Consider the following 24,814-nt stretch of genomic DNA (forward strand, 5'->3'; position numbering starts at 1 on the left):
GCTTTGTTTTTTTCACCGCTTTGATGTACCGCTTTAAGTGCCGCTTTTAAAGCTGTCGCACATTGTCGTCTCCACCTCTTCCCGCAAGCAGTAGCCGGTTTCCGCTTTTGTGCTGACAGCGAAACCCGGCAATAAGACGAACGACGATTTAACGCGGCAGTTCCGAATGACCCATCAGGAACGCATCGACGGAACGCGCGCACTGACGGCCTTCGCGAATCGCCCACACCACCAGCGACTGGCCACGACGCATGTCGCCCGCCGTGAACACCTTGTCCACCGACGTGTAATACGCCTTGTCGCCTTCGGTCGCAGCACGCACGTTGCCGCGCGCATCCTTGTCGACGCCGAACGCTTCGAGCACCGGCGACACCGGCTGCGTGAAGCCCATCGCGAGCAGCACCAGATCGGCCTTCATTTCGAATTCGGAGTTCGGCACTTCCACCATCTTGCCGTCCTTCCATTCGACACGCGCCGCGATCAGCTTCTCGATCTTGCCGTTCTTGCCTTCCAGACGCTTGGTCGCCACCGCCCAATCGCGCTCGCAGCCTTCGTCATGCGACGACGACGTGCGCAGCTTGATCGGCCAGTACGGCCACACGAGCGGCTTGTTCTCTTCTTCCGGCGGCTGCGGCAGCAGTTCGAATTGCGTGACGCTCTTCGCGCCATGACGATTCGACGTACCCACGCAGTCCGAACCCGTATCGCCGCCGCCGATCACGACGACGTGCTTGCCCTTCGCGAGCAACTGGTCCGTGACCTTGTCGCCGGCGTTGACCTTGTTCTGCTGCGGCAGGAATTCCATCGCGTAATGGATACCTTCCAGCTCACGGCCCGGCACCGGCAGATCGCGCGGCGTTTCCGAACCGCCAGCGACCACGACCGCGTCGAACTGTTCTTTCAGTTCAGCCGGCGTGATGGTTTCCTTCGCCGTATTGCCGATGTATTCCGGCAGCGATCCTTCCTTGCCGATGAAAACGTTCGCGCGGAACGTCACGCCTTCGGCTTCCATCTGGCGCATGCGGCGGTCGATCAGCCACTTTTCCAGCTTGAAGTCGGGAATGCCATAACGCAGCAGGCCGCCGATGCGGTCGTTCTTTTCGAACACCGTCACATCGTGCCCCGCGCGCGCGAGTTGTTGTGCGACAGCCAGACCCGCGGGGCCAGAACCGACCACCGCGACCTTCTTGCCGGTCTTATGCTTCGGCGGCTGCGGAGCCACCCAGCCTTCGGCCCAGGCTTTGTCGATGATCGCGTGTTCGATCGACTTGATGCCGACCGGATCGTCGTTAATGCCAAGCGTGCAGGCTGCTTCGCACGGTGCCGGGCAGATGCGGCCCGTGAACTCCGGGAAATTATTCGTGGAGTGCAGCACTTCAATCGCGTTCTTCCAGTCCTGATGGAACACCAGGTCGTTGAAGTCCGGAATGATGTTGTTCACCGGGCAGCCGTTGTTGCAGAACGGAATGCCGCAGTCCATGCAACGTGCGCCTTGAATCTTCGCTTCGTCGTCGCTCAATGCGGCGACGAATTCCTTGTAGTGCTTCACACGCGTGAGCGGAGCTTCGTACGTCTCGTGGCGACGTTCGAACTCGAGAAAACCGGTTGCCTTGCCCATGTGGTTCTCTTCTCTATCTGTATCAGGTGGGGTGATCTACACCCGCCGCGCGTCGAATGATCGAGAGGCGGCGGGTACGGCTAAATGTGACGTCTGCTGTCGGCGAGGAGTTAGCGCTTCGCGCTTACTCCCGTTCCATGCAAAGCATCTTGAGCGGCAGTCTGGGCTGGCTTAAGCGGCGAGAACTTCCTTGTTCGCCTTCTTCGCTGCCATCTCGCCCAATGCGCGCTTGTATTCGGTCGGGAACACCTTCACGAATTGACGGCGCGATGCATCCCAGTTTTCGAGCAATGCTTTCGCACGCGGCGAACCGGTGAACTGGAAGTGACGCTCGATGAGGCCCTTCAGCAACGCTTCGTCAGTCGTCTCGCAATGCCACAGGCCCTTGTCGACCGTGCGTTCCTGTTCGGCCTGTTGCAAGACCGGGTCGAGCGCAACCATCGACTTGTTGCACTTGCTTGCGAACGTGCTGTCCGGATCGAACACATAGGCGACGCCGCCCGACATGCCGGCCGCGAAGTTACGGCCCGTTTCGCCGAGCACGACCACCGTGCCGCCCGTCATGTATTCGCAGCCGTGGTCGCCCGTACCTTCGACAACCGACGTCGCGCCCGAGTTACGCACGCAGAAACGCTCGCCCGCGACGCCGCGGAAGAATGACTCGCCTTCGATCGCGCCGTACATCACCGTGTTGCCGCAGATGATGTTCTCTTCCGACTTGCCGCGGAAATCGTTGGTCGGACGGATGATGATGCGGCCACCCGACAGGCCCTTGCCCACGTAGTCGTTACCGTCGCCGACCAGATCCAGCGTGACACCCTTCGCGAGGAACGCGCCGAAGCTCTGACCTGCGGTGCCCTTCAACTGGATGTGGATCGAGTCGTCAGGCAGGCCGTCGTGGCCGTACTTCTTCGCGATCACGCCGGACAGCATCGCGCCGACCGTACGGTTCACGTTGCGCACCGGCTGGATGAACGACACGTGTTCGCCCTTGTCCAGCGCGGCCTTTGCCTTCTCGATCAGCGTGTGGTCGAGTGCCTTGTCCAGACCGTGGTCCTGCACGTCGACGTGCTTGCGTGCCACTTCCGCACCGACTTGCGGCAGGTAGAACACACGCGAGAAGTCCAGACCCTTCGCCTTCCAGTGCTCGATACCCTTCTTCATGTCGAGCAGTTCGGCGTGACCGATCAGGTCGTCGAACTTGCGGATACCCAGTTGCGCCATGATTTCGCGCGCTTCTTCCGCAACGAAGAAGAAGAAGTTGACGACGTGTTCCGGCTGGCCCTGGAACTTCGCACGCAGCACCGGATCTTGCGTCGCAACGCCGACCGGGCAGGTGTTCAGATGGCACTTGCGCATCATGATGCAGCCTTCGACGACGAGCGGAGCCGTCGCGAAACCGAACTCGTCCGCGCCGAGCAGCGCGCCGATCACGATGTCGCGGCCGGTCTTCATCTGACCGTCGGCCTGCACGCGGATACGGCCGCGCAACTGGTTCAGCACCAGCGTTTGCTGCGTTTCGGCGAGACCCAGTTCCCACGGCGTACCGGCATGCTTGACCGACGACAGCGGCGACGCACCCGTGCCACCGTCATGACCGGCGATCACCACGTGGTCGGCCTTCGCCTTCGCCACACCGGCTGCAACCGTACCGACGCCCGATTCCGACACCAGCTTCACCGAGATGCTCGACGACTCGTTGACGTTCTTCAGATCGTGGATCAGTTGCGCCAGATCTTCGATCGAGTAGATGTCGTGGTGCGGCGGCGGCGAAATCAGGCCAACGCCCGGCACCGAGCAGCGCAGCTTGCCGATGTACTCAGACACCTTGTGGCCCGGCAACTGACCGCCTTCGCCCGGCTTTGCTCCCTGCGCCATCTTGATCTGGATCTGATCGGCCGACGCGAGGTATTCCGCCGTCACGCCGAACCGGCCCGACGCCACCTGCTTGATGCGCGAACGCAGCGAGTCGCCTGCCTTCAGCGGAATGTCCGCGACCACTTCGTCGCCGATGATCGACTTCATCGTGTCGCCGTTCTTGATCGGAATGCCGCGCAGTTCGTTGCGATAACGGTTCGCGTCTTCGCCACCCTCACCGGTGTTCGACTTGCCGCCGATGCGGTTCATCGCGACCGCCAGCGTGGCGTGCGCTTCGGTGCTGATCGAACCCATCGACATCGCGCCGGTCGCGAAACGCTTGACGATGTCCTTCGCCGATTCGACTTCGTCGAGCGGGATCGCCTTGGTCGGGTCGAACTTGAATTCGAACAGGCCGCGGAACGTCATGTGGCGCTTGGTCTGATCGTTGATCAGATGCGCGTATTCCTTGTACGTCTGATACGAGTTGCTGCGTGCCGAGTGTTGCAGCTTGGCGATCGCATCCGGCGTCCACATGTGTTCTTCGCCGCGCACGCGGTACGCGTACTCACCGCCCGCGTCGAGCATGTTCGCGAGGATCGGGTTGTCGCCGAACGCGTCGCGGTGCAGACGGATCGCTTCTTCCGCGACGTCGAACAGGCCGATACCGCCGACCTTCGACGACGTGCCCCGGAAGTACTTCATCACGAGGTCTTCAGCCAGGCCGACTGCTTCGAAAATCTGCGCGCCGGTGTACGACATGTAGGTCGAAATGCCCATCTTCGACATGACCTTCATCAGGCCCTTGCCGACTGCCTTCGTGAAGTTATAGACCGCCTTTTCTGCCGACAGGTCGCCCTTCAGACCGCCTGCGAGCTGGCCGAGCGTTTCCATCGCGAGGTACGGGTGAACGGCTTCAGCGCCGTAGCCCGCGAGCAACGCGAAGTGGTGCGTTTCACGCGCCGAGCCGGTTTCGACGACCAGACCCGTGCTCGTGCGCAGACCTTGCTGCACCAGGTGCGTGTGGATTGCGGCGGTAGCCAGCAGCGCCGGGATCGCGACGTTGTCGCGGTCGGTCTTGCGGTCCGACACGATCAGCATGTTGTAGCCGGACTTGACGGCATCGACCGCTTCCGCGCACAGCGACGCGAGACGCGCTTCGATACCTTCCTTGCCCCAGGCCACCGGATAGCAGATGTTCAGTTCGTACGAGCTGAACTTGCCGCCCGTGTACTGATCGATCGCGCGGATCTTCGCGATGTCCTTGAAGTCGAGCACGGGCTGCGACACTTCGAGACGCATCGGCGGGTTGATGTTGTTCGTGTCCAGCAGGTTCGGCTTCGGACCGACGAACGACACCAGCGACATCACCATGTTTTCACGGATCGGGTCGATCGGCGGGTTCGTGACTTGCGCGAACAACTGCTTGAAGTAGTGATACAGCGTCTTGTTCTTGTTGGACATGACCGCCAGCGGCGAGTCGTTGCCCATCGAGCCGACCGCTTCTTCACCGGCTTGCGCCATCGGCGCCATCAGGAACTTGAGGTCTTCCTGCGTGTAACCGAATGCCTGCTGGCGATCCAGCAAAGCAGCGGCTTCGCGGCGTTCCGTCACGACGTCTTCGGCCTTCGGCTCGATCTCGTCGAGCTTGATCCGGACCGCGTCGATCCAGCTCTTGTACGGCTTCGCGTTCGCGAGGTTGTCCTTCAGTTCCTTGTCGTCGATGATGCGGCCGTGCTCCATGTCGATCAGGAACATCTTGCCCGGCTGCAGACGCCACTTCTTGACGATCTTCGACTCGGGGATCAGCAACGTGCCCGCTTCCGACGCCATGATGACGAGGTCGTCGTCCGTGACGATGTAGCGCGCCGGACGCAGACCGTTACGGTCGAGCGTCGCGCCGATCTGACGGCCGTCGGTGAACGCGATCGCGGCGGGGCCGTCCCACGGCTCCATCATCGCGGCGTGGTATTCGTAGAACGCGCGGCGGTTGTCGTCCATCAGCGTGTGCTGTTCCCAGGCTTCCGGGATCATCATCATCATCGCGTGGACGAGCGGGTAGCCGGCCATCACCAGCAGTTCGAGGCAGTTGTCGAACGACGCGGTGTCGGATTGGCCCGGGTAGATCAGCGGCCACAGCTTCGGCAGGTCGTCGCCGAGCACGTGCGACGCGATTGCGCCGGTACGGGCGTTCAGCCAGTTGACGTTGCCCTTGACCGTGTTGATTTCGCCGTTGTGGGCGATCATCCGGTACGGGTGAGCCAGTTCCCATGCCGGGAACGTGTTGGTCGAGAAGCGTTGGTGCACCAGCGCCAGCGCCGAGACGGTGCGCTCGTCCTGCAGGTCGCGGTAGTACACGCCGACCTGACCGGCCAGCAGCAGGCCCTTGTAGACCACCGTGCGCGCCGACATGGACGGCACGAAGTATTCCTTGCCGTGCTTGAGCTTGAGCGCCTGGATGCGGTGGCTCGCGGTCTTGCGGATCACGTACAGCTTCCGCTCGAGCGCGTCCGTCACGATGATGTCCTTGCCGCGGCCGATGAAGATCTGACGGATCAGCGGCTCGCTCGCCTTCACGGTCGGCGAAATCGGCATGGTGTGGTCGACCGGCACGTCGCGCCAGCCCAGCACGACCTGGCCTTCGGCCTTCACCGTACGTTCCAGTTCCTGTTCGCAGGCGAGGCGCGATGCGTGTTCCTTCGGCAGGAACACCATACCGACGCCGTACTCGCCGTACGGCGGCAAAGTCACGCCCTGCTTGGCCATTTCCTCGCGATAGAAGCCGTCCGGGATCTGGATCAGGATGCCCGCGCCGTCGCCCATCAGCGGATCGGCGCCGACAGCGCCCCGGTGGTCGAGATTCTCGAGAATCTTCAGACCCTGCTCGATGATCTCGTGGCTTTTGTGGCCCTTGATGTGGGCAACGAAGCCGACGCCGCAGGCGTCATGCTCGTTTTGCGGGTCGTACAGACCTTGCGCGGCGGGAACCGGATGAGTCGGTTGCAGGTGGTCGTTCATGGGGACACCGTCTGTAGGGGGCCTGACAGGCCGTTAAACCATTTTTCTATTGCCGCAGTTTGCGAAGCAACTGCGACGGCGCTACCTACGCGGGGGATGCTACGCGTATCAAAAAAGCGCCGGAATTCGAAATATACGCGACGAATCAATGGAATAGCAAATAAAACCGTATGATTGAACCCCAATTATCAAATTGGTGCATCGCACTTAATTTTTAATGGTGCCACATCAAAATGGGGCAAAAGAAAACGGCATGCGCGATGCCGTTTTCATACAGCCCTTTGATGCAAAACGCTTTATTGGGTATGAGGCGTCTCGCGGACCTTGCGCGGCCGGCCTCGCGGCAGCGGCGATACGCGCCGATTTGCGGCCCGCGCGGCCCATTCGCGGTAGGTGTCGCTGCCCAGAACCCAACCTTTTAACGTGGCCTGCTGAAGTTGACTGGCTTCGCGTTCGTCGAGCGGCTGCTCACACAACTCGCGATACGCGCGCTGACGTTCGAACGGCGTATTGCCAAGCGACCAGTACAGCGGGTGATCGGTAATCAGGCTGTCGAGCGTCAGGCCGATGTGATGCCGGTAGCTGGACCACCGGTAATCCTCTGGCGCGCTCACCAGTTGCGCACGCACCGGACACATTTCGACGACGCGGCTCGCCAGCAGAAAGTATCGCTCTCCCTCAATGACCGTGGCACGATAGCGCCCCTCCCACAACGTTCCGCGACGCGCGTAACGCCGGTTGAAGTGCGCGACGTAGCGACGCCCTACCGCCTGCATTGCTTTAGGCAGGCTCGATTCCTCGGTGGGCGTGACGAGCAGTTGCACGGCGCCGGGCATCAACGCGTATGCGTGGATGGACAGGTGATGGTCGCGCGAAGCCGCCTTCAGGCAGTCGATGAAGAGTTCGTAGTCCTGGTCGTCGACGAATGCGGGCTGCTGATCGAGCCCGCGAAGGATGACGTGCTGCGGCTGGTCAGGGACATAAAGACGTGCAAGCCGTGCCATGCTGGATTATCCGATAGTCGCGTTGGTACATACCCGAAGGTCCGAAGAGCCGCATGCGCCGGAGGTTCGACGCGGCGCGGCCAGGCCAGAAAGCGCGCGGCGCTTAGGGAGAAAGCTCTAACCGCCGCGTATGGTTAGTTTCAAACGTTCTCGTCATAATGAGCGGGCCTTTTTTGGAGGAGCACATATGAAATTAAAACAGGCCGTAACGGGGATCGCAGCGTTAGCTTGCATGTCAACAGCAGCGCATGCGCAATCGGCCGGTACCCTTTACTTCACGACGGGCTGGTTCCACCTGGCACCTCAATCGAGCAGCAAGCCGCTGACGATCACAAGCCTTGGCGGAAGCCCGACTAACATCACCGAACCCAACACCGGCGCATCGCTCGATTCAGCCGATACCATCGGCTTCACCGCCGGCTACTTCGTCACCGACCACATCGCCACTGAATTTGTCTTAGGCGTCCCGCCCAAGTTCGATCTGCAAGGCACGGGTAGCTTCGAACCATTCGGCACACTGGGTTCGGCAAAACAGTGGAGCCCGACTCTGCTGTTCAAGTACTACTTCAACGAACCGACCGCCGCGTTCCGACCATATCTCGGCCTCGGTGTGAGCCGCATCTGGTTCACAGACGAAAAGATCACCAACAACGCTTTCCTGGCCAACGTTCTGCATGGTCCGACCAGCGTCTCCACGGATAGTTCGTGGGAACCCGTGTTTAATGCCGGTTTCACCTACGCGTTCGCCAAGCACTGGTTCGCTGGCCTCTCGATCTCCTATCTGCCGCTCAGTACCACCGCCAAGCTGACCACTGCGGCGACCACACCGGTCGGCGTACTGACTGCGACCTCGCAAACCAAGATCAAGCTGAACCCGATCGTTAGCTACGTCAACATCGGTTACCGTTTCTAACGCTTCGGGAAAAAATTAGGGGCCGTTGAGTTAGGTTAGTCGAATTTTCGCGAGTTGGACAACGCCGTCATTAAGCCAATGACGGCGTTTTTTATTTTGCGCGCCCACGGCGTGCACCAATTTCATGAGATGCAGCCCGCAGGCCCCGAACGTTTGTAAATTTGACCCGCACGCATGCCGCCCCGTGCAATATCTGCTGACGAAATTACGCCTTTGTCACGCTCTCAAAGGCGTTGCAGCTTTGGCACCGAAGTTGCGTTCGCATGGTGTTTCCCGCGATACGACGCGATACTGCGTCATCATGAAACGCGTGGAATCTTTTTCATCCTCATCGACGGAGCGACCATGACAGCACTTCCGAATACGAGAGACGCCCTCGGCGAATCCTGGACGAGCACGAGCCGCCGCGCGCGACGCATTGCCCGCCATAGCCGCCATGCGGCCGAAGATATTGCAGGCGAACTGCGCACGCTGATGTCCGAACTCGAGTCCACACTGGCAGACGGCACCCAGGCCGACGCGGTGGCTTTGCGCGGCAAGTTGCGCAAACAACTGGAAACCGCACGAGCCCGCCTGAACGATACCCGCGAAGCCGTGCGCGAGCGCGCGGAAGTCGCGATGTCGGATGCCGACGATTACGTGCATGAAAATCCGTGGCAGACGATTGCGATCGTCGGCGGGGTCGCGCTAATTGCAGGGGCGCTGTTTGCGTCACGGCTGCGCTGAAGTGACGGCTGACATGCAGATTGGCGCTGACGCTTGCTGAGCAAGCGCCGGTCACGCGTCGATCGCAGAGCCAGTAGCATTCAGAGTGCCGCGCCGCCCCTACGGCGGCGGCGTCGCCACACCGGAAAAGCTTCACCGACTTGTGAGCGCGTTGGGCTGCGTATGTTGCAGGCCGGCGGCGCACACCGCGTTTGCGCATTCTGCCGCCGCGGTTGGTGAAACGCGAGTTACCTGCGCGCCACCTAGTTGTCCTCGATCACGAACAGCCGCTGGTATTCCTTGACCGCGTACCGATCCGTCATGCCCGCGATGTAATGGGCGATCAGGCGCGGTTGAAGTGCCGCGTCCGCTGATTGATAGCTCGGCGGCAACAGCCGCGAGTCTTCCGTGAACGCGTCGAACAACCCGACCACGACGCGGCGCGCCTTATTGGCCATGCGCATCACACGATAGTGGCGATAAAGGTTCTTGAACAGGAAACGTTTGAGTGTGGCCGCCTGCGCGGCCATCACTTCACTGTGCGCGACGAGCGCAGGCGCGGCGCGCACCGCGTCGACTGATTGAGGCGCGTACGTCGCAAGATTCGACTGGGTCGTTTCGATCAGGTCGACGATAAGCGCGTTGATGATTCGACGCACCGTTTCGTGGATCAGCCGTCGCCCTTCAATCTGCGGATAGTCGCTGCGTGCCGTTTCGTAGTGCGCCTGCCACAACTCCACTTCGGCAAGTTGCTCCACGGTGAGCAAGCCGGAGCGCAAACCGTCATCCACATCGTGATTGTTGTAGGCGATCTCGTCGGCGACATTGGCTATTTGCGCTTCGATGGACGGCTGCCGTCCTTCGAGAAAGCGCTCACCCAACGCACCGAGCCGCCGCGCATTTTCACGTGAACAATGTTTGAGAATGCCCTCACGGGTCTCAAAGCATAGATTTAGGCCGTTAAACGCCCCGTAGTGCTCTTCCAGATCGTCGACGACCGCGAGGCTTTGCAGATTGTGCTCGAAGCCGCCATGTTCGCGCATGCACTCGTTCAGCGCGTCCTGGCCGGCATGGCCGAACGGCGTGTGGCCGAGATCGTGAGCCAGAGAAATGGCTTCGACGAGGTCCTCGTTGACGCGCAGATTCCGCGCCACCGAACGCGCGATCTGCGCAACTTCGAGGCTGTGTGTGAGACGGGTGCGAAACAGGTCGCCCTCGTGATTCACGAAGACCTGGGTTTTGTACTCGAGTCGACGGAACGCCGTGGAGTGGACGATGCGGTCGCGATCGCGCTGAAACTCCGTTCGAGCGCCAGGCGCGGATTCGGAATAGCGGCGACCGCGCGACTGGGCGGAATGCGCGGCGTACGGCGCGAGATGCGCTTCGAGTGCTTCCTGCGTTGGCACGGCGATCGCCGCCGTGCGTGTCGCGGGGTCATGCTTTACTTCGTCGCTGCGCCTGTCAGTCACCGGATTCTCCGAAACATGGGGGGCGCCTGATGAGGCGAGGTGCATGATGCCTTCGCTGAAATGCTCCGATGTCTCTAGATAGCGGCGGCCAGCGTGGCTTGCACTTCGGCGTCGGGCGCCTGGGTGATCAGCGTCTCACCGAAACGCTTCAGCAGAATGAATTTGATTGCGCCGGCTTCTGCCTTCTTGTCGATCTGCATGAGTTCGACATAACGCGCTTCGCCGAGCGCGGGCGCCTTGGTCGGCAAATGCGCGGCGACGATGACGTCGACCAGACGCTTGCGCTGCGCAGACTCGAGATAGCCCATGCGCACGGACAAATCCGCAGCCATCACCATTCCGCAGCCGACCGCCTCGCCGTGCAACCACTCGCCGTAGCCTAAACCTGCTTCAATCGCGTGGCCGAACGTGTGGCCGAAATTGAGGATGGCGCGCAGACCGCCTTCGCGTTCGTCCTGCGCTACCACCGACGCCTTGATCTCGCACGACCGCTTGACCGCCTCGGTCAGCGCGCCCGGTTCGCAGCGGTTCAATGCCTCGATATTGGCTTCGATCCAGCTGAAGAAGCCGGCATCGGCAATCGCGCCGGTCTTGATGACCTCGGCGACGCCCGCCGCCAGTTCACGCCCGGGCAGCGTGCGCAGCGCGCCGATGTCGGCGATCACGGCTTGCGGCTGGTAGAACGCGCCGATCATGTTCTTGCCAAGCGGATGATTGATACCCGTCTTGCCGCCCACCGACGAATCCACCTGCGACAGCAACGTAGTCGGCACCTGAATGAACGGCACGCCGCGCATGTAACACGCAGCCGCGAAACCGGTCATATCGCCGATCACGCCGCCGCCCAATGCGATCAGCGTGGTCTTGCGATCGGCGCGCGAACCGAGCAGCGCGTCGAAAATCAGATTCAGGGTTTCGAGGTTCTTGTTCGCCTCGCCGTCCGGCAGGACGACCGTCGACACCTGTTTGCCGAGCGGCGCCAGCGCGGCGCGCAGCTTGTCGCCGTAGAGCGGGTCGACGGTGGTGTTGGTGACGATGGTGACCGAGTTACCGGCGATATGCGGCGCGAACAACGCCGTCTGACCGATCAGATCGGCACCGATATGGATGGGATAGGCGCGCTCGCCCAGTTCGACGTTGACGGTAATCATACGGTCCATTATGAAGCAGGATGTTTGGCAACGCCGGCCATCTCGAGCTGCATCAGAACCATATTGACGAGTCCGTTGACCGAAGGCCGGCCGGTTTCAATCACGAAATGCGCGCATTCCCGGTAGAGCGGGTCGCGCACTTCATAGAGCGCTTCGAGGCGTCCTTTGGGATCTTCGGTCTGCAGAAGCGGCCGGTTCTTGTCGCGCCGGGTGCGCAGCCACAGATCGTGAGGATTGGCGCGCAGATAGATCACCACCCCGTTATTCTGCAGCGCTTCACGGTTTTCCGGCCGCAATACCGCGCCGCCGCCGGTCGCCAGCACGATATTTTCGCGCCCGGTGAGCTCGGAAATCACGCTTGCCTCGCGCTCGCGAAAGCCCGCCTCGCCCTCCAGCTCGAAGATCACAGGAATGCGCGCCCCCGTACGCACCTCGATTTCATGGTCGGAATCGAAGAACGGGCGATCGAGACGGCGCGCAATGGCCCGGCCCACGGTGGTTTTTCCTGCCCCCATGAGCCCTACGAAAATTACATTGGCGTGTGCGTCCCGCGCTTGCAACGGTGTCCTCTGGCTAATCCGGTATGGGTTCGTGCCGCAGCTTACTGGCAAAGCGGCTGCCTTGTCGAGCCTGAGCGCCGCCGCTGGCGAGCGACAGCACCCTGCCCCCTAATTTGTCTGAACGACGCGCGGCGTGATGAAAATTGCCAGTTCACTGCGCTGGTCGCGATGCGCCCGATGGCGAAAAAGCGCGCCCAAAACCGGTATTTTGCCCAGGAGCGGCACCCGCGTCACATCATCCCGGTCATCGGTCGCGTAAATTCCGCCGATCGACACCGTACCACCATCCTCGACTTCCACGCGCGTTTGCACATGTTTGGTGTTGATCGCAGGCCCGGCGTCGGTCTGTTCGCCGACGCTGTCTTTGGCGACGTCGAGGTCGAGTACGACCCGGCCGTCGGGCATGATCTGCGGCTCGACCTCCAGTTTGAGCGTAGCCCGGCGAAACTGCACGCCGGACACACCCTGTCCCACCTTCGCCTGATATGGCAGTTCGGTGCCCTGTTCGACCACCGCCTTCATCCGGTCCGCAGTGACGACACGCGGGCTCGACACGATTTCCCCGCGCCCCTCGGCTTCGAGCGCGCTCAGCTCGATGTTCAGCAACCGCGTCGCCCCGGCAGCAAATAGCGTCAATCCTGCGGTGGCGGCATCGAAGCCCGAAATCGGCCGCGCCGATAAATCGTAAACGGTACCGTCCGCGTTGCCGTTGAGCCCTTTTGCCGTGCCCTCGGCGTTCGTGGCCGCCACCGACAGCTTCACGCCGAGGTTGCGCGAAAAGCCATGCTCGCCTTCGACAATATGCGCTTCGATCAGCACCTGACGGGTTGGCCGGTCGACGGCGGCGACCAGCGCGGCGATTTGCGCGAGCCGCCCTTCGAGATCGGTGATGAACAGCAGATTGGTACGCGGATCGGCCGTCACGGCGCCCCTTTTGGACAGCACGCGCTGGGTGCCGGAGCCGGTCAGCAGACGCCGCACATCCTCGGCATGCGCGTAGTGCAGCTCGAACGTGCGGCTTGCCAGCGGTTCAAGATCGGCGGCACGGGCGTGGGCTTCGAAACGTTGCCGCTCGCGCGCGGCCAGCTCCGACTGTGACGTCACCCAGATCACATCGCCGTGACGCTCCATTGCAAGATTATTGACGTCGAGCAGGGTGTCGAACGCTCTGCGCCATGGCACCTTGTCGAGCCGCAACGAGACCGAGCCGCGCACTCGCTCGCTTGCAACGATGTTCAACCCCGTGAACTCGGCGAACGCCTTGAGCACGGCGCCCAGTTCGGCTCGCTGGAAGTTCAGCGAGATCGGCTTATTGTCGCCGGCAAGCCGGGTATCGGCGAGTGTCTTTGGCGCTCCGCTCAGGCGCTCGGGTGGCGGCAATGGCACAGGCGGCCCTTCGAGCGCGGAGGCGCTCGCGGTGTCATCGCGAGCCTGGTCGGATGATTGCCTTTTCAGCGGGACCGAGCCTTCGGCGGCGTCGGCAAAGGTGCCGGAATCAGCTGACGCACGGTTAGATGACGCGGTGCCGGTTGCCGAAGCGCCGGGGTCAGCCGCGGAACTGGCCTCATCCGCTGAATCGTCGCGGAACGGATTGGGTACTGCGATGGCGACAGCGCGTGGCCGGGTTGCCGATTCATCACCGTAGGCGGCATCGGCGGACGGAGCAGCAAAGTCGTCCACCGGCATGAAGGCCGGCAATGGCGGCAGCGGTGCGATCGACGCATGCGCAATACCGCCGCCTAGTGCTGCACTGATGCACAGGCCAACATATAACCGGGCGCCGCGCGAAGCGCACAGGTGCCGAGGAAAACCAGCGCCGCAATACGATGGCACGGCAAGACGGGGCTTAACCGGGCTCATCAGGACGCCTCCGTCAGCGCCAGCGTGCGCGTCGTGACGCCGTTGGCGAGCGTCACGCCATCCGCATCGATCTTCGTGACGCGCTCAGCGCCCACCTGCTGCCCCGACATCACGGTCGTGGACCCATCCGGCGTATCGAGCAACGCCAGTCCGCGCTTCAAATCACGCAGCAAGCCAACCAGACGTAGCGACGCATCATCGGCAAGATCGTCACCGGCGTGCATCTGCGGACGCGAAAACGGATCGAAGAACACGACGTCTTCGTCATCGTCCGGATCGAGGCTGGCGTCGTCGAACGCGTCCGCCGGGGTGGTCAATGGAGCCGGCCGCAACGCGCTGAACAACCGCCAGGTCGCGTTCACCGACAGCGCAGCGGCATCCTGTTTAACGGTGACGTCGACGGGAACCATCAGCAACGGCAAGTCCGACAGCCCGCGCAAAAACGCCATCAGATGCACGAAGTCGGCGCGGGCAGTCAGGCGCAACAGACGCCCGCTCTCAGTGGCGGCGCCGCTCGCAGCCCCCGGTTCCACCGCCAGCAACGCCACGCTATTTTGCGCGGCCAGTTCGGAGACGATGCGCACGTCGTCCGCTGAACCCCACGATGCGAGAGAAGACACAGCCGGGGCGGAAGTTGCGCTACGACGCAAGCCAGGCAATTGCGCAAGCGAACGCGATGCGTCCGCGAGACGTTGCGTGCTGGCCGCCAACGCCGCACGGCTCGCCTCGACGCCACTGAAGTCGGCGACGATCCAGCCATACGCGCCCACCCCAAACACCAGCGCAGCAATCAGCAGCATTGCGAGCCAGCGACGACGCCGGCTCCATGCATCGAGCGGCAAACGCGCCTGCGTCAATAAATACGAAAGAGAAAATGCGGCGCCAGGCGCGCCGCCGGATTCGACAAAAATCGTGCTCATCGTGGACCTCCGGATAGTTCTGACTTCAGAGGACGCGCTGCTGCTGCCGATCCCACCGCATGAGCCGCTTTCGGCACAGGGTCGTCCCAGCGCAGGCGCGCGCCAAACTCAATCGGACCGCTCACGCTTTCATCCGCAGACGCGTGGCCGCGTGACACGGGGCGATGCAGGTCGCTCATCTCGGCCCCCTTCACGCCGCGAATCGCGCTCAGACGCTTGAGCCACTCAGCCGAAGCGAGATGTCCACGCGAAGTCGCCAGCAACTCGGTGTCGTGCTCGCGCTGGCGCAACTGCCGTAGCACCACGCCGTCGCCAGGTTCGAAACTCAGCGCATCGAGCAGATCGCGCAAATGGGTCAGCGGCTCGGACAAGCTCACGGCACGCGCCATGTCTTTGCGCTGCTGGTCTTGCGCACGAGTCAATTTCGCGTGTTCGGCGAGCGGCACAGCCATCTGTGTGAGGGACCGTTCAATCGACGTACGCTCCGTGTCGATCCGCGTTTTCTCGAACGCCTGCCACGCGGCCAGACCGAGGACCGCGGCAGCGCCGGCCAATGCCGCAGCAAGCCATTCGCGCAGACAGCGCCGCCGCGCCAGTCGTGCATTGCGTTGCCGGTAAGGCAGCAGATTGAAGCCACCGAGCCACGGTTTTGCGAACGGCATCTTGCGGGTTGGCGGAGATGTTTTCGAACTCAGCAAGCGCGAAAACGGAAGCGAATGGCGCAGCCGGTGTGACAGCAAAAAGCCGCGCGTCATTCGAGCACCCCACGCAATGCAAGCCCAAACGCAACCGCGCCAGCTGGTTCGTATAACAGAGGGTCGCCGGGTTGCCGGGCGCGACTGCCGAGCGCGGCGCACTCGAACGGCAGCGTCGTGCAGCCCAATACGTCGGCGAGATCCGCAAGAGAAAAACCGACCCCGTCGAGCAGACCAATTTCGCCGCTCACCAGTGCACAGTCGAGCACAGGGCCGTGAACCAGATCACGCAACGCATCCGCGAGATCGGTATGTTCGGGCGCCGGATAACGCATTTCACCGGCAATGCTATCGTCGACAATGCGCCACCCGTACACGCCGTCCGTGCCGATCCACAACGCGACGTAGGGCTCGTGCGGATCCAGTTCGCGACTCGCCGCATACCGCATGGCGCGCAGCGCCGCGTGCGGTTCACCGTCGACAGCAGTCAGCGAAATACCCGCAATGGCAGCGCATTCCATTCGCGCTTCGAGATGCTGACGCGCGGTGGCCGCGATCGTCACGGAGCGAATCGGCAAGTGGTTTTCATCGACAAACCAGTCGACCGCAAGCGCGTGCCGCTCAAGCCCGGCCATGCGCTCCGCTTCGCTCATCACGGCGGGTTCGAGTCCGGCCAGCGCAAGGCCGCCGTCGCCGACGCAATGGCTTTGCGCGGCGAGCCGCGCAAGCGGCACGATGCTGGTCAACGTAGCCGATGCGGGCATCGCCATCGCGCATTGCAACGCGTGCGTCGCACATGCACGCGGCAAACCGGCGAACGCATCGCGCAATGCACGCGCTATGGCGTGCCGGTCCGCAATCTCGCTGCCGGCCATCACACCGGGGGCCAGCGGTACGGTGCAAAGGTACTCGAGATGCAGCGCGCCACGCGCGCGCGAACGCTGACTCACCACGACCAGACGCACCGCTTGCGAGCCAATATCAATGCCTGCGCCGAAACGCTGCCAACCTGATTTCACCGCCTGAAGCCACGAACTGTTGAACGTCATTCCGCCCTCCCTCTGACTCACGCGACGAACTATTCGAACGCGAGTAACGAGGGAGAATTGTGCGGACCAGCGCCGTTGCGCGACACTCAGCCAAACGGCCAACGTTGCATAACGCACGCCCCGCACGCTATCAAAGCGTCTACAGTGAAGTCATTCCTGCGCGGCGCGCAGACTTGCCAGGAACCATCCGTAAGCAAGACGAAAGCCAACAGGCCAGGCGGCTATAATCGCGGGACTGTTTTTTGGTGCACATATGCAATCAACGTCTCCTACGTCTCCGCCACCCGCGCCTCAGAAGCGCAAACGCCCCTGGTGGGTCAAGCTCATCATTGGCTTTTTCGGTCTGATCGTCGCGGGCATTCTGTGCGTGTTACTGGTTGTGGGCTACGCACTGGTCGTGGCAACGCCTAACCTGCCTTCGCTCGACGCGTTGACCGATTACCGTCCCAAGGTGCCGCTGCGCATCTATACGGCGGACCACGTTCTGATCGGCGAATTCGGCGAGGAACGGCGCGACATCGTTCATATTCAGGACGTGCCCGACAGTCTGAAAAAGGCAATCCTCGCCATCGAAGACGCACGCTTTTACGATCACGGCGGCGTCGACCTCACCGGCATTGCGCGAGCCGGCATCGTTGCGCTCACGAATGGCCACGCTACGCAGGGTGCGAGCACGATCACCATGCAGGTGGCGCGCAACTTTTTCCTGTCGAGCGAAAAGACCTATACGCGCAAGATCTACGAGATGCTGCTCGCGTACAAGATCGAGTCGAAGCTGACGAAAGATCAGATTCTCGAGGTGTACATGAATCAGATCTACCTCGGTCAGCGCGCGTATGGTTTCGCCAGCGCGGCACGCGTGTATTTCGGCAAGGACCTGAAAGATCTGACGCTGGCGGAATCGGCCATGCTGGCCGGTCTGCCCAAAGCGCCGTCGGCTTATAACCCGGTTGTCAATCCGAAGCGCGCGAAGATTCGTCAGGAGTACATCCTCGAACGCATGCTCGAACTGCGTTACATCACCCAGGAACAGTACGACGAGGCGAGCCACCAGGTGCTCGTCGTCAAAGGCGCGGGCAAGGAGTTCAGCGTGCACGCCGAATACGTCGCGGAGATGGTGCGGCAGATGATGTACGCGCAATACCGTGAAGAGGCGTACACGCGCGGCCTGAACGTCGTGACCACGATCGATTCGGCCGATCAGGACGTCGCTTACCGCGCGCTGCGCAAAGGTCTGATGGACTACGAACGTCGTCACGGTTATCGCGGACCGGAGGCGTTCATCGATCTGCCGTCCGATCCGGAAGATCGCGAACAGGCTATCGACGACGCGTTGCTCGAGCATCCGGATAACGGCGAAATCATCGCCGCGGTGGTGACGGCGGCGAGTCCGAAGCAGGTTCTCGCGACGTTCATCGACGGTAATGTCGCGACGATTCAGGGCGATGGGCTGCGCTATGCACAATCCGCGCTCAGTGCGCGCGCACAACCGAATCAGCGCGTGCGGCCCGGCGCGATCGTGCGGCTGATGAAGAACGACGACGGCGACTGGTCGATCACACAATTGCCGCAAGTGGAGGGCGCATTTATCTCGGTAGTGCCGCAGGACGGTGCGATTCGCGCGCTGGTGGGTGGCTTCGACTTCAACAAGAACAAGTTCAATCACGTGACGCAGGCGTGGCGTCAGCCGGGGTCGAGCTTCAAGCCGTTCATTTATTCGGCGTCGCTCGAAAAGGGACTTGGGCCGGCTACGATCATCAACGACGCGCCGCTGTTTTTTAGCGCCGCCGAGACCGGCGGTCAGGCGTGGGAACCGAAGAACTACGGGGGCGGTTTCGACGGTCCGATGACCATGCGTACCGCGCTGATGAAGTCGAAGAACCTGGTGTCGATCCGCATTCTGAACCAGATCGGCACGAAGTACGCGCAGCAGTACATCACGCGTTTCGGCTTCGACGCGGAACGTCACCCCGCTTATCTGCCGATGGCGCTCGGCGCGGGTCTCGTCACACCGTTGCAGATGGCGGGCGCGTTTTCGGTGTTTGCCAATGGCGGCTATCGGGTCAATCCGTATCTGATCGCGGAGGTCACCGATCAGCGCGGCATCGTCGTCACGCATGCGCAGCCGCTGGTGGCCGCGCAAAATGCACCGCACGCGATCGAACCTCGCAATGCGTACGTGATGAACAGTCTGCTGCAAAGTGTCGCGCAACGCGGTACGGGCGCCAAGACCAACGTGCTCAAGCGCACCGATCTCGGCGGCAAGACAGGCACGACCAACGATTCACGCGACGCGTGGTTCGCCGGCTATCAGCACACGCTCACGGCCATTGCGTGGATCGGCTACGACAACCCGCGCAGTCTCGGCGACAAGGAAACGGGCGGCGGACTCGCGCTGCCGGTATGGGTCGAGTACATGGGACGCGCGCTCAAAGGCGTGCCGGAGTACAAGATGCCTCGCCCCGACGACGTCACCGAAATCGGCTCAGAGCTTTATTTCGACGACTTCACACCGGGGAACGGTTTCGTGTCGACGGTCGGCGTGAGTCAGGCAACGCTGGATGCCCAGGCGAGTGCAGCCGCAGCCGCGCCGGAACAGGTCGGTGAACAGGAGAAGCAGGACATCATGAATCTGTTCCGCGGGCACTGACGGCACCGTCGGCGCTCGTTCTGCCCATAAAAAAACCGCCGCGCCCAATGCGCGGCGGTTCTGTTTTCAGCGTCCGGTTCCAGCGTCGCGCGTGGGCCTGGGCCCGCGCTTAAGGCGCGTTGAACAGTACCGGCTCACCGGCCTGCTGCGTCGCATACTCCGACAACGCGGAGAAAAACTCCGTGCCGCTGCGCGTATCGCGCCATTCACCGTCGATAAAACGGTAGTGAAAACCGCCCGCTTTCGCGGCGATCCAGATCTCGCGCATCGGCGGCTGAAGGTTGACGATGATCTTCGTGCGGTTCTCGAATTCGAGGGTCAACACGTTGCCGCTGCGCTCGAGTTCGATGTCGGCTTCGGTGTCGTCGAGCGCGCTCTCGATAGCGGCTAGCGCGGCTTCCGCACGGGTCAGGTAATCACTATCGGACATGCTAAACTCCATCGATTATTTATTCAGGGACAGTCATGCGAGTCGTATCTCGGATGCGCGCGGCGGCGCCCGGCCGCGCGATTGTAGCGGGTTTGGCCATTCTCGCAGGTTGTGCACTTGCCGGCTGCGGGCAACGTGGGGCGCTCTATCTGCCTAACGTTCCACCGCTACCTGCTCCGCCGGCCTCCCGCACGCAGGCACCTTCGCCAGATGATGTGAAGCCGGACACCAGCAGCGCCTCCGAAGTCGGCACCGTGCCGGATACATCAGGCACGGCACTGTCCCTGTCGCCGGAAACCGAACTTGCTGCGCCGCCCGCTTCCGCTGCATCTGCCGCGTCCGGGACTTCGGCTCCGCTGCCCGCCTCCGGCGTCACCCCCGTTCAATAAGACTTTCGCATGACTCAATCCGCATTTGACTACGTCGACGGCGTATTGCACGCCGAAGGCGTGTCCGCCGTCTCCCTCGCCGAACAATTCGGCACGCCGCTCTACGTCTACTCGCGCGCCGCACTCACTGCTGCGTGGAATGCATACGCGGGTGCCTGCGCCGGCCGTCGTGCAACCGTGCACGTGGCCGTCAAGGCGAATAGCAACCTCGCGGTGCTGAACGTGTTCGCACGGCTCGGCGCGGGCTTCGACATCGTGTCGGGCGGCGAACTGGCACGTGTGCTGGCAGCCGGCGGCAAAGCAGAAAACACCGTGTTTTCAGGCGTCGGCAAGCATGCGAGCGAAATGCGCGACGCGCTCGCGGCGGGCGTCAAATGCTTCAACGTCGAGTCGATTCCTGAGTTGGACCGGCTGAATGCGGTCGCCGCGGAAATGGGCAAAAAAGCGCCCGTGTCGTTGCGCGTGAATCCCGACGTCGACGCGAAAACGCATCCGTATATTTCCACCGGCCTGAAGTCGAACAAGTTCGGTGTCGCTTTCGAAGATGCGCGCGCCACATATCGTGCAGCCGCGGCGATGGCGAATCTCGAGGTGGTCGGTATCGACTGCCATATCGGCTCGCAGATCACCGAAGTCGCGCCCTATCTCGACGCGGTCGACAAGGTGCTGGAACTCGTCGAACAGATCGAGCAGGACGGCGTGAAGATTCACCATATCGACGTAGGCGGCGGTCTGGGCATTACGTACGACGACGAAACGCCGCCGGACATTGGCGACTTCGTGCGCACCGTGCTCGATCGTATCGAAGCGCGTGGCCATGGTCATCGCGAAGTGTATTTCGAGCCAGGCCGCTCACTGGTCGGCAACGCAGGCATTCTGCTCACGCGTGTCGAGTTTCTGAAGCCGGGTGCGGAAAAGAACTTCGCGATCGTCGACGCAGCCATGACCGACCTCGCGCGTCCCGCGATGTACGAGGCGTATCACGCGATCGAGGCCGTCGTTCAGCGTGGCACGCCGGCGCACGTGTACGACGTAGTCGGCCCGGTTTGCGAAAGCGGCGACTGGCTTGGTCGTGAACGTCTACTGGCCGTCGAACCCGGCGACTTGCTGGCAATTCGCTCGGCCGGTGCATACGGCTTCGTGATGAGCTCCAACTACAACACGCGTCCGCGTGCGGCCGAGGTGATGGTCGATGGTACACAGGCACACGTGGTTCGCGCACGTGAAGAGGTTCAGCAGCTGTTTGCGGGCGAAGCAATTTTGCCGGCGTAAACGTTACGCGCTTGCCTTAGCGACCTGAAAAAAGGCGATGCCAGATGCGGCATCGCCTTTTTTTCGTGCAGTGGTTGTTAGATCGATAAGCGAGCGCTCAACGCGTCTTCAACCTGCTGCCACGTAGCCACACGATCAACCGCCAACCCAGCAGCGCGATCATGATCGCGCCATAAATCTTCGGCAAGAACAGATCGTGCTTGCCGGCCTTCATCCACCAGAAGTGCAAGATCGCGAGCACGCCAATCAGATAGATCGCGCGATGCAGCGTCTGCCAGCGCCGTCCGAGTTTGCGCACCATTGCCCGCGGCGATGTTGCAGCGAGAGCAATCAGCAGCACGAACGCGGCAAAGCCGACGGTGATGAACGGCCGCTTGCCGATGTCCTTCAGAATGGCCGCCACGTCGAACCACTTGTCGAACCAGAGATAAGTGGTGAAATGCAGCGTCGCGTAAAAGAACGCGTAGAGGCCAAGCATCCGGCGAAAACGGACGAATGCAGCGACGCCGGTAAGCCGACGCAACGGCGTCACGGCCAGCGTGATGCAGAGAAAAACGAGCGTCCAGAGGCCGGTCGAACGCGTGATGAACTCGATCGGATTCGCGCCGAGCCGATCGGTCATCCCGAACAGCACGATGCGCGCGAGTGGGTACCAGGCGGCGATGAACACCACCACTTTCGCCGGCAATATCCAGCGCGCGCCGCCTGCGGGCCGCTTCGGCGCTTGCGCCCGCGACGAAACCGAAGCAGGTGCCGCAGAAGCGGTAAAACCCGCCGTTTGCTTCCGCGGCGTTTTACGTTCGGCATCGGTAGCGGGTTGCGTATCGGAAGCCATCATCGCGCCTTAGAAATTCTTCTTCAGGTCCATGCCCTGATAGAGCGATGCGACCTGATCGCCGTAGCCGTTGAACATCAGCGTCTTGCGCTTCGGTGTGAAAAAGCCATCGCCGATGCGCCGTTCGGTCGCCTGACTCCAGCGCGGATGATCCACATTCGGATTCACGTTCGAATAAAAGCCATACTCATTCGATGCATACGTGTTCCAGCTGGTAGGCGGCTGCTTGTCGAGAAAGCGAATCTTCACCAGCGACTTCGCGCTCTTGAAGCCGTACTTCCATGGCACCACGACACGCACCGGCGCACCGTTCTGATTCGGCAGCACCTGGCCGTAGAGTCCCATCGTCAGCAGGGTCAGCGGATTCATCGCTTCGTCCATCCGCAGGCCCTCGGAATACGGCCAGTCGAGCACAGGTGTCGATAGACCGGGCATCTGCGACGGATCGGCCAGCGTGACGAACTGCACGTACTTCGCATTGCCGGTCGGCTGCACGCGCCTGATCAATTCCGACAACGGTATGCCGATCCATGGAATCACCATCGACCACCCTTCCACGCAGCGCAACCGGTACACGCGTTCCTCGAGTGGCGCGAGCTTCAACAATTCGTCGATGTCATACACCTTTGGGTTTTTGATCTCACCCTCGACGCTCACCTTCCACGGATGCGACCGCAACGTCCCCGCGTTCTGCGCAGCATCGGCTTTATCGGTACCGAATTCGTAGAAGTTGTTGTACGTGGTGATGTCCTTGAACGGTGTGACCTGATCGAGCGCGACGAAGCGCGTGTTGGTCTTTGCGGCCAGCTTGCCTGCCTTTGGATCGGGCGACGTGTACGCCGCTCGCGCCACCTCGCCATGCGTGCCGATCAGGCCACCGAGCGCAGCCGCGCCAGCCGCCTGCAACACGCGCCGCCGGTTCTCGAAAACCCGCTGCGGCGTGATTTCGCTACGCGCGATGTCGTCGCCGGTCAGTTTTGTTCTGTCGCTGCGTTTGATCCACATCCTGCTGCTCCTTGGCGGCCCATCGGTCTGCACATCTTACGGGGCCAGTTTGATGATTGCCGGCGCGGTCGTCGGCCTGCTCATCCATCTGTACTCGAACAGCGAACACAATGGATGCAGCGAATATTCCGGAAGTCATAAAAAAACCGCCGGGTGCAAAACACGCGGCGGTTTTTAGAACGTCTGAAGGCGGCAGTTCTTACAGCTTGCCGTAACTATGCAAGCCCGACAGGAACATGTTCACGCCGAGGAACGCGAAGGTCGTGACCAGCAGCCCGGTCAGCGCCCACCATGCGGCGACGCCGCCGCGCAGACCCTTCATCAGACGCATGTGCAGCCACGCCGCGTAGTTCAGCCAGACGATCAGCGCCCACGTTTCCTTCGGATCCCAACTCCAGTAGCCACCCCAGGCTTCTGCGGCCCACAGCGCACCGAGAATCGTCGCGATCGTGAAGAACGCAAAGCCGACGGCGATCGACTTGTACATCAGGTCGTCGAGCACGTCGAGCGCGGGCAGGCGGTCCGCCAGCACGCCGCGCTCTTTCGCCAGATACGCGACGCCGACCATCGCCGACAACGCGAAACTGCCATAGCCGATGAAGTTCGCCGGCACGTGGATCTTCATCCACCAGCTTTGCAGCGCCGGAACCAGCGGCTGGATCTGCTGCGCGTCGCGAGCGACCGAGTACCACATCAGGAAGCCGACGGCTGCGCTGATCACCAGCAGCACGAACGCGCCGAGCGCGCGGGTGTTGTAGTGCTGCTCGTAGTACAGATAGAACAGCGCGGTGATCAGGCTGAACAGCACGAACACTTCGTACAGGTTCGAAATGGGAATATGGCCGACGTCAGCGCCGATCAGGTACGACTCGTACCAGCGCACCATCAGGCCGACAAAGCCCATCACCACCGCTGCCCACGTCATCTTCGAGCCGATTGCCGCGCCGGTCGGCGAGCGCGACAGCAGGCCGATCCAGTAGAACACGGTGGCGAATACGAAGAGCGCGCTCATCCACAGAATCGCGGACTGGCTCGACAGGAAATACTTGAGGAAGAAGGCGTTATCCGCACGGCTCAGATCGCCGTGATAGATCTGGATGGCCAGCAACGACAGCGCCGCAATCGTCACCATCAGCGGACGCACCGGCTTCCAGCGCCAGCCGAGCGTGATGAACACCGGCACCGCGCACACCAGCACCAGCTTGTCGTAGTAATTCATGAACGGGTGATAGCGCGACAGCGCGAAACCCGCGCCCGCCACCATCACCACGGTGAACAGCCAGTCGACCACGCCGAGTCGTTTCAGGAACGGCCGGTCGTCGTACTGCGCGACGTTGAGCGTCTCGCCCGTGAACGTCTTGTCGGGCCGCGATGCGGAAGAAGAGGATGAGGAAACCTGAGTCAAGTCCATGAT

General features: G+C 61.9%; 19 protein-coding genes. 5 read left to right on the forward strand and 14 right to left on the reverse strand.

The features are described 5' to 3' along the window. Positions 1-148: 148 nt before the first annotated feature. The 3 genes from LMG28727_RS30930 to LMG28727_RS30940 form a co-directional block, all read right to left on the reverse strand. Positions 149-1,618, reverse strand: a complete 1,470-nt coding sequence (locus tag LMG28727_RS30930; RefSeq protein WP_201646132.1) for a glutamate synthase subunit beta — start codon at positions 1,616-1,618, stop codon at positions 149-151. Positions 1,619-1,789: 171 nt separating this feature from the next. Next, the gene (locus LMG28727_RS30935) at positions 1,790-6,493 is read right to left on the reverse strand and encodes a glutamate synthase-related protein (protein ID WP_201646133.1); all 4,704 of its coding nucleotides are present in this window, start codon (positions 6,491-6,493) and stop codon (positions 1,790-1,792) included. A gap of 296 nt (positions 6,494-6,789) precedes the next feature. Continuing rightward, positions 6,790-7,497, reverse strand: a complete 708-nt coding sequence (locus LMG28727_RS30940; RefSeq protein ID WP_042329221.1) for a transposase — start codon at positions 7,495-7,497, stop codon at positions 6,790-6,792. A gap of 187 nt (positions 7,498-7,684) precedes the next feature. Between LMG28727_RS30940 and LMG28727_RS30945 the strand changes: the two genes are divergently transcribed. Both LMG28727_RS30945 and LMG28727_RS30950 read left to right on the forward strand, forming a co-directional pair. Next, entirely contained in the window at positions 7,685-8,410 is a 726-nt protein-coding gene (locus LMG28727_RS30945; RefSeq protein WP_201646161.1) for an OmpW/AlkL family protein, read from the forward strand. A gap of 345 nt (positions 8,411-8,755) precedes the next feature. Continuing rightward, entirely contained in the window at positions 8,756-9,136 is a 381-nt protein-coding gene (locus LMG28727_RS30950) for a DUF883 family protein (protein ID WP_201646134.1), read from the forward strand. A gap of 242 nt (positions 9,137-9,378) precedes the next feature. Here the strand turns inward: LMG28727_RS30950 and LMG28727_RS30955 are convergent, their stop codons facing one another. From LMG28727_RS30955 to pilM, 7 genes are all read right to left on the reverse strand, one after another. Continuing rightward, a complete protein-coding gene (locus tag LMG28727_RS30955; RefSeq protein WP_201646135.1) occupies positions 9,379-10,584 on the reverse strand; it encodes a deoxyguanosinetriphosphate triphosphohydrolase in 1,206 nt (401 codons plus the stop codon). Positions 10,585-10,658: 74 nt separating this feature from the next. Continuing rightward, positions 10,659-11,744 (reverse strand): 3-dehydroquinate synthase, encoded by a 1,086-nt coding sequence (gene aroB / locus LMG28727_RS30960; protein ID WP_201646136.1) that lies wholly within the window; start codon positions 11,742-11,744, stop codon positions 10,659-10,661. Continuing rightward, entirely contained in the window at positions 11,744-12,295 is a 552-nt protein-coding gene (locus LMG28727_RS30965) for a shikimate kinase (RefSeq protein ID WP_201646137.1), read from the reverse strand. Before LMG28727_RS30965 ends, aroB begins: the two co-directional genes overlap by 1 nt. Before the next feature lie 108 nt (positions 12,296-12,403). After that, positions 12,404-14,155, reverse strand: a complete 1,752-nt coding sequence (gene pilQ / locus LMG28727_RS30970; RefSeq protein WP_201646138.1) for a type IV pilus secretin PilQ — start codon at positions 14,153-14,155, stop codon at positions 12,404-12,406. Next, positions 14,155-15,075, reverse strand: a complete 921-nt coding sequence (locus LMG28727_RS30975) for a hypothetical protein (RefSeq protein ID WP_201646139.1) — start codon at positions 15,073-15,075, stop codon at positions 14,155-14,157. The genes pilQ and LMG28727_RS30975 overlap by 1 nt, the downstream gene beginning before the upstream one ends. After that, positions 15,072-15,737, reverse strand: a complete 666-nt coding sequence (locus tag LMG28727_RS30980; RefSeq protein WP_236592503.1) for a fimbrial assembly protein — start codon at positions 15,735-15,737, stop codon at positions 15,072-15,074. Before LMG28727_RS30980 ends, LMG28727_RS30975 begins: the two co-directional genes overlap by 4 nt. Before the next feature lie 89 nt (positions 15,738-15,826). After that, the gene (gene pilM / locus LMG28727_RS30985; protein ID WP_201646140.1) at positions 15,827-16,819 is read right to left on the reverse strand and encodes a type IV pilus biogenesis protein PilM; all 993 of its coding nucleotides are present in this window, start codon (positions 16,817-16,819) and stop codon (positions 15,827-15,829) included. A 253-nt stretch (positions 16,820-17,072) separates the two neighbouring features. Between pilM and LMG28727_RS30990 the strand changes: the two genes are divergently transcribed. Next, entirely contained in the window at positions 17,073-19,469 is a 2,397-nt protein-coding gene (locus LMG28727_RS30990; RefSeq protein ID WP_201646141.1) for a penicillin-binding protein 1A, read from the forward strand. A gap of 109 nt (positions 19,470-19,578) precedes the next feature. Here LMG28727_RS30990 and cyaY read toward each other — a convergent pair whose 3' ends face one another. Beyond that, positions 19,579-19,899: an iron donor protein CyaY gene (cyaY, locus tag LMG28727_RS30995; RefSeq protein WP_201646142.1), complete on the reverse strand. Its 321-nt coding sequence runs from the start codon at positions 19,897-19,899 to the stop codon at positions 19,579-19,581. 35 nt (positions 19,900-19,934) lie between these two features. Here cyaY and lptM point away from each other — a divergent pair, with 35 nt between their 5' ends. Together lptM and lysA are read left to right on the forward strand one after the other, a co-directional pair. Next, the gene (lptM, locus tag LMG28727_RS31000) at positions 19,935-20,288 is read left to right on the forward strand and encodes an LPS translocon maturation chaperone LptM (protein ID WP_201646143.1); all 354 of its coding nucleotides are present in this window, start codon (positions 19,935-19,937) and stop codon (positions 20,286-20,288) included. A 9-nt stretch (positions 20,289-20,297) separates the two neighbouring features. Then, positions 20,298-21,560 carry a diaminopimelate decarboxylase gene (gene lysA / locus LMG28727_RS31005; RefSeq protein ID WP_201646144.1) on the forward strand — a complete coding sequence of 421 codons (1,263 nt, stop codon included), beginning with the start codon at positions 20,298-20,300 and terminating at the stop codon, positions 21,558-21,560. Between the two features lie 97 nt (positions 21,561-21,657). On the opposite strand, the gene msrQ is transcribed toward lysA, so the two are convergent. From msrQ to ccsB, 3 genes are all read right to left on the reverse strand, one after another. Continuing rightward, entirely contained in the window at positions 21,658-22,395 is a 738-nt protein-coding gene (gene msrQ / locus LMG28727_RS31010; protein WP_201646163.1) for a protein-methionine-sulfoxide reductase heme-binding subunit MsrQ, read from the reverse strand. 9 nt (positions 22,396-22,404) lie between these two features. Next, on the reverse strand, positions 22,405-23,400 hold the full coding sequence (msrP, locus tag LMG28727_RS31015) for a protein-methionine-sulfoxide reductase catalytic subunit MsrP (protein WP_201646145.1): 996 nt from the start codon (positions 23,398-23,400) through the stop codon (positions 22,405-22,407). A gap of 199 nt (positions 23,401-23,599) precedes the next feature. Further along, positions 23,600-24,811: a c-type cytochrome biogenesis protein CcsB gene (gene ccsB, locus LMG28727_RS31020; protein ID WP_201646146.1), complete on the reverse strand. Its 1,212-nt coding sequence runs from the start codon at positions 24,809-24,811 to the stop codon at positions 23,600-23,602. Positions 24,812-24,814: the final 3 nt, after the last annotated feature.

Source organism: Paraburkholderia metrosideri, assembly GCF_904848625.1.
Taxonomy (GTDB): Bacteria; Pseudomonadota; Gammaproteobacteria; order Burkholderiales; family Burkholderiaceae; genus Paraburkholderia; species Paraburkholderia metrosideri.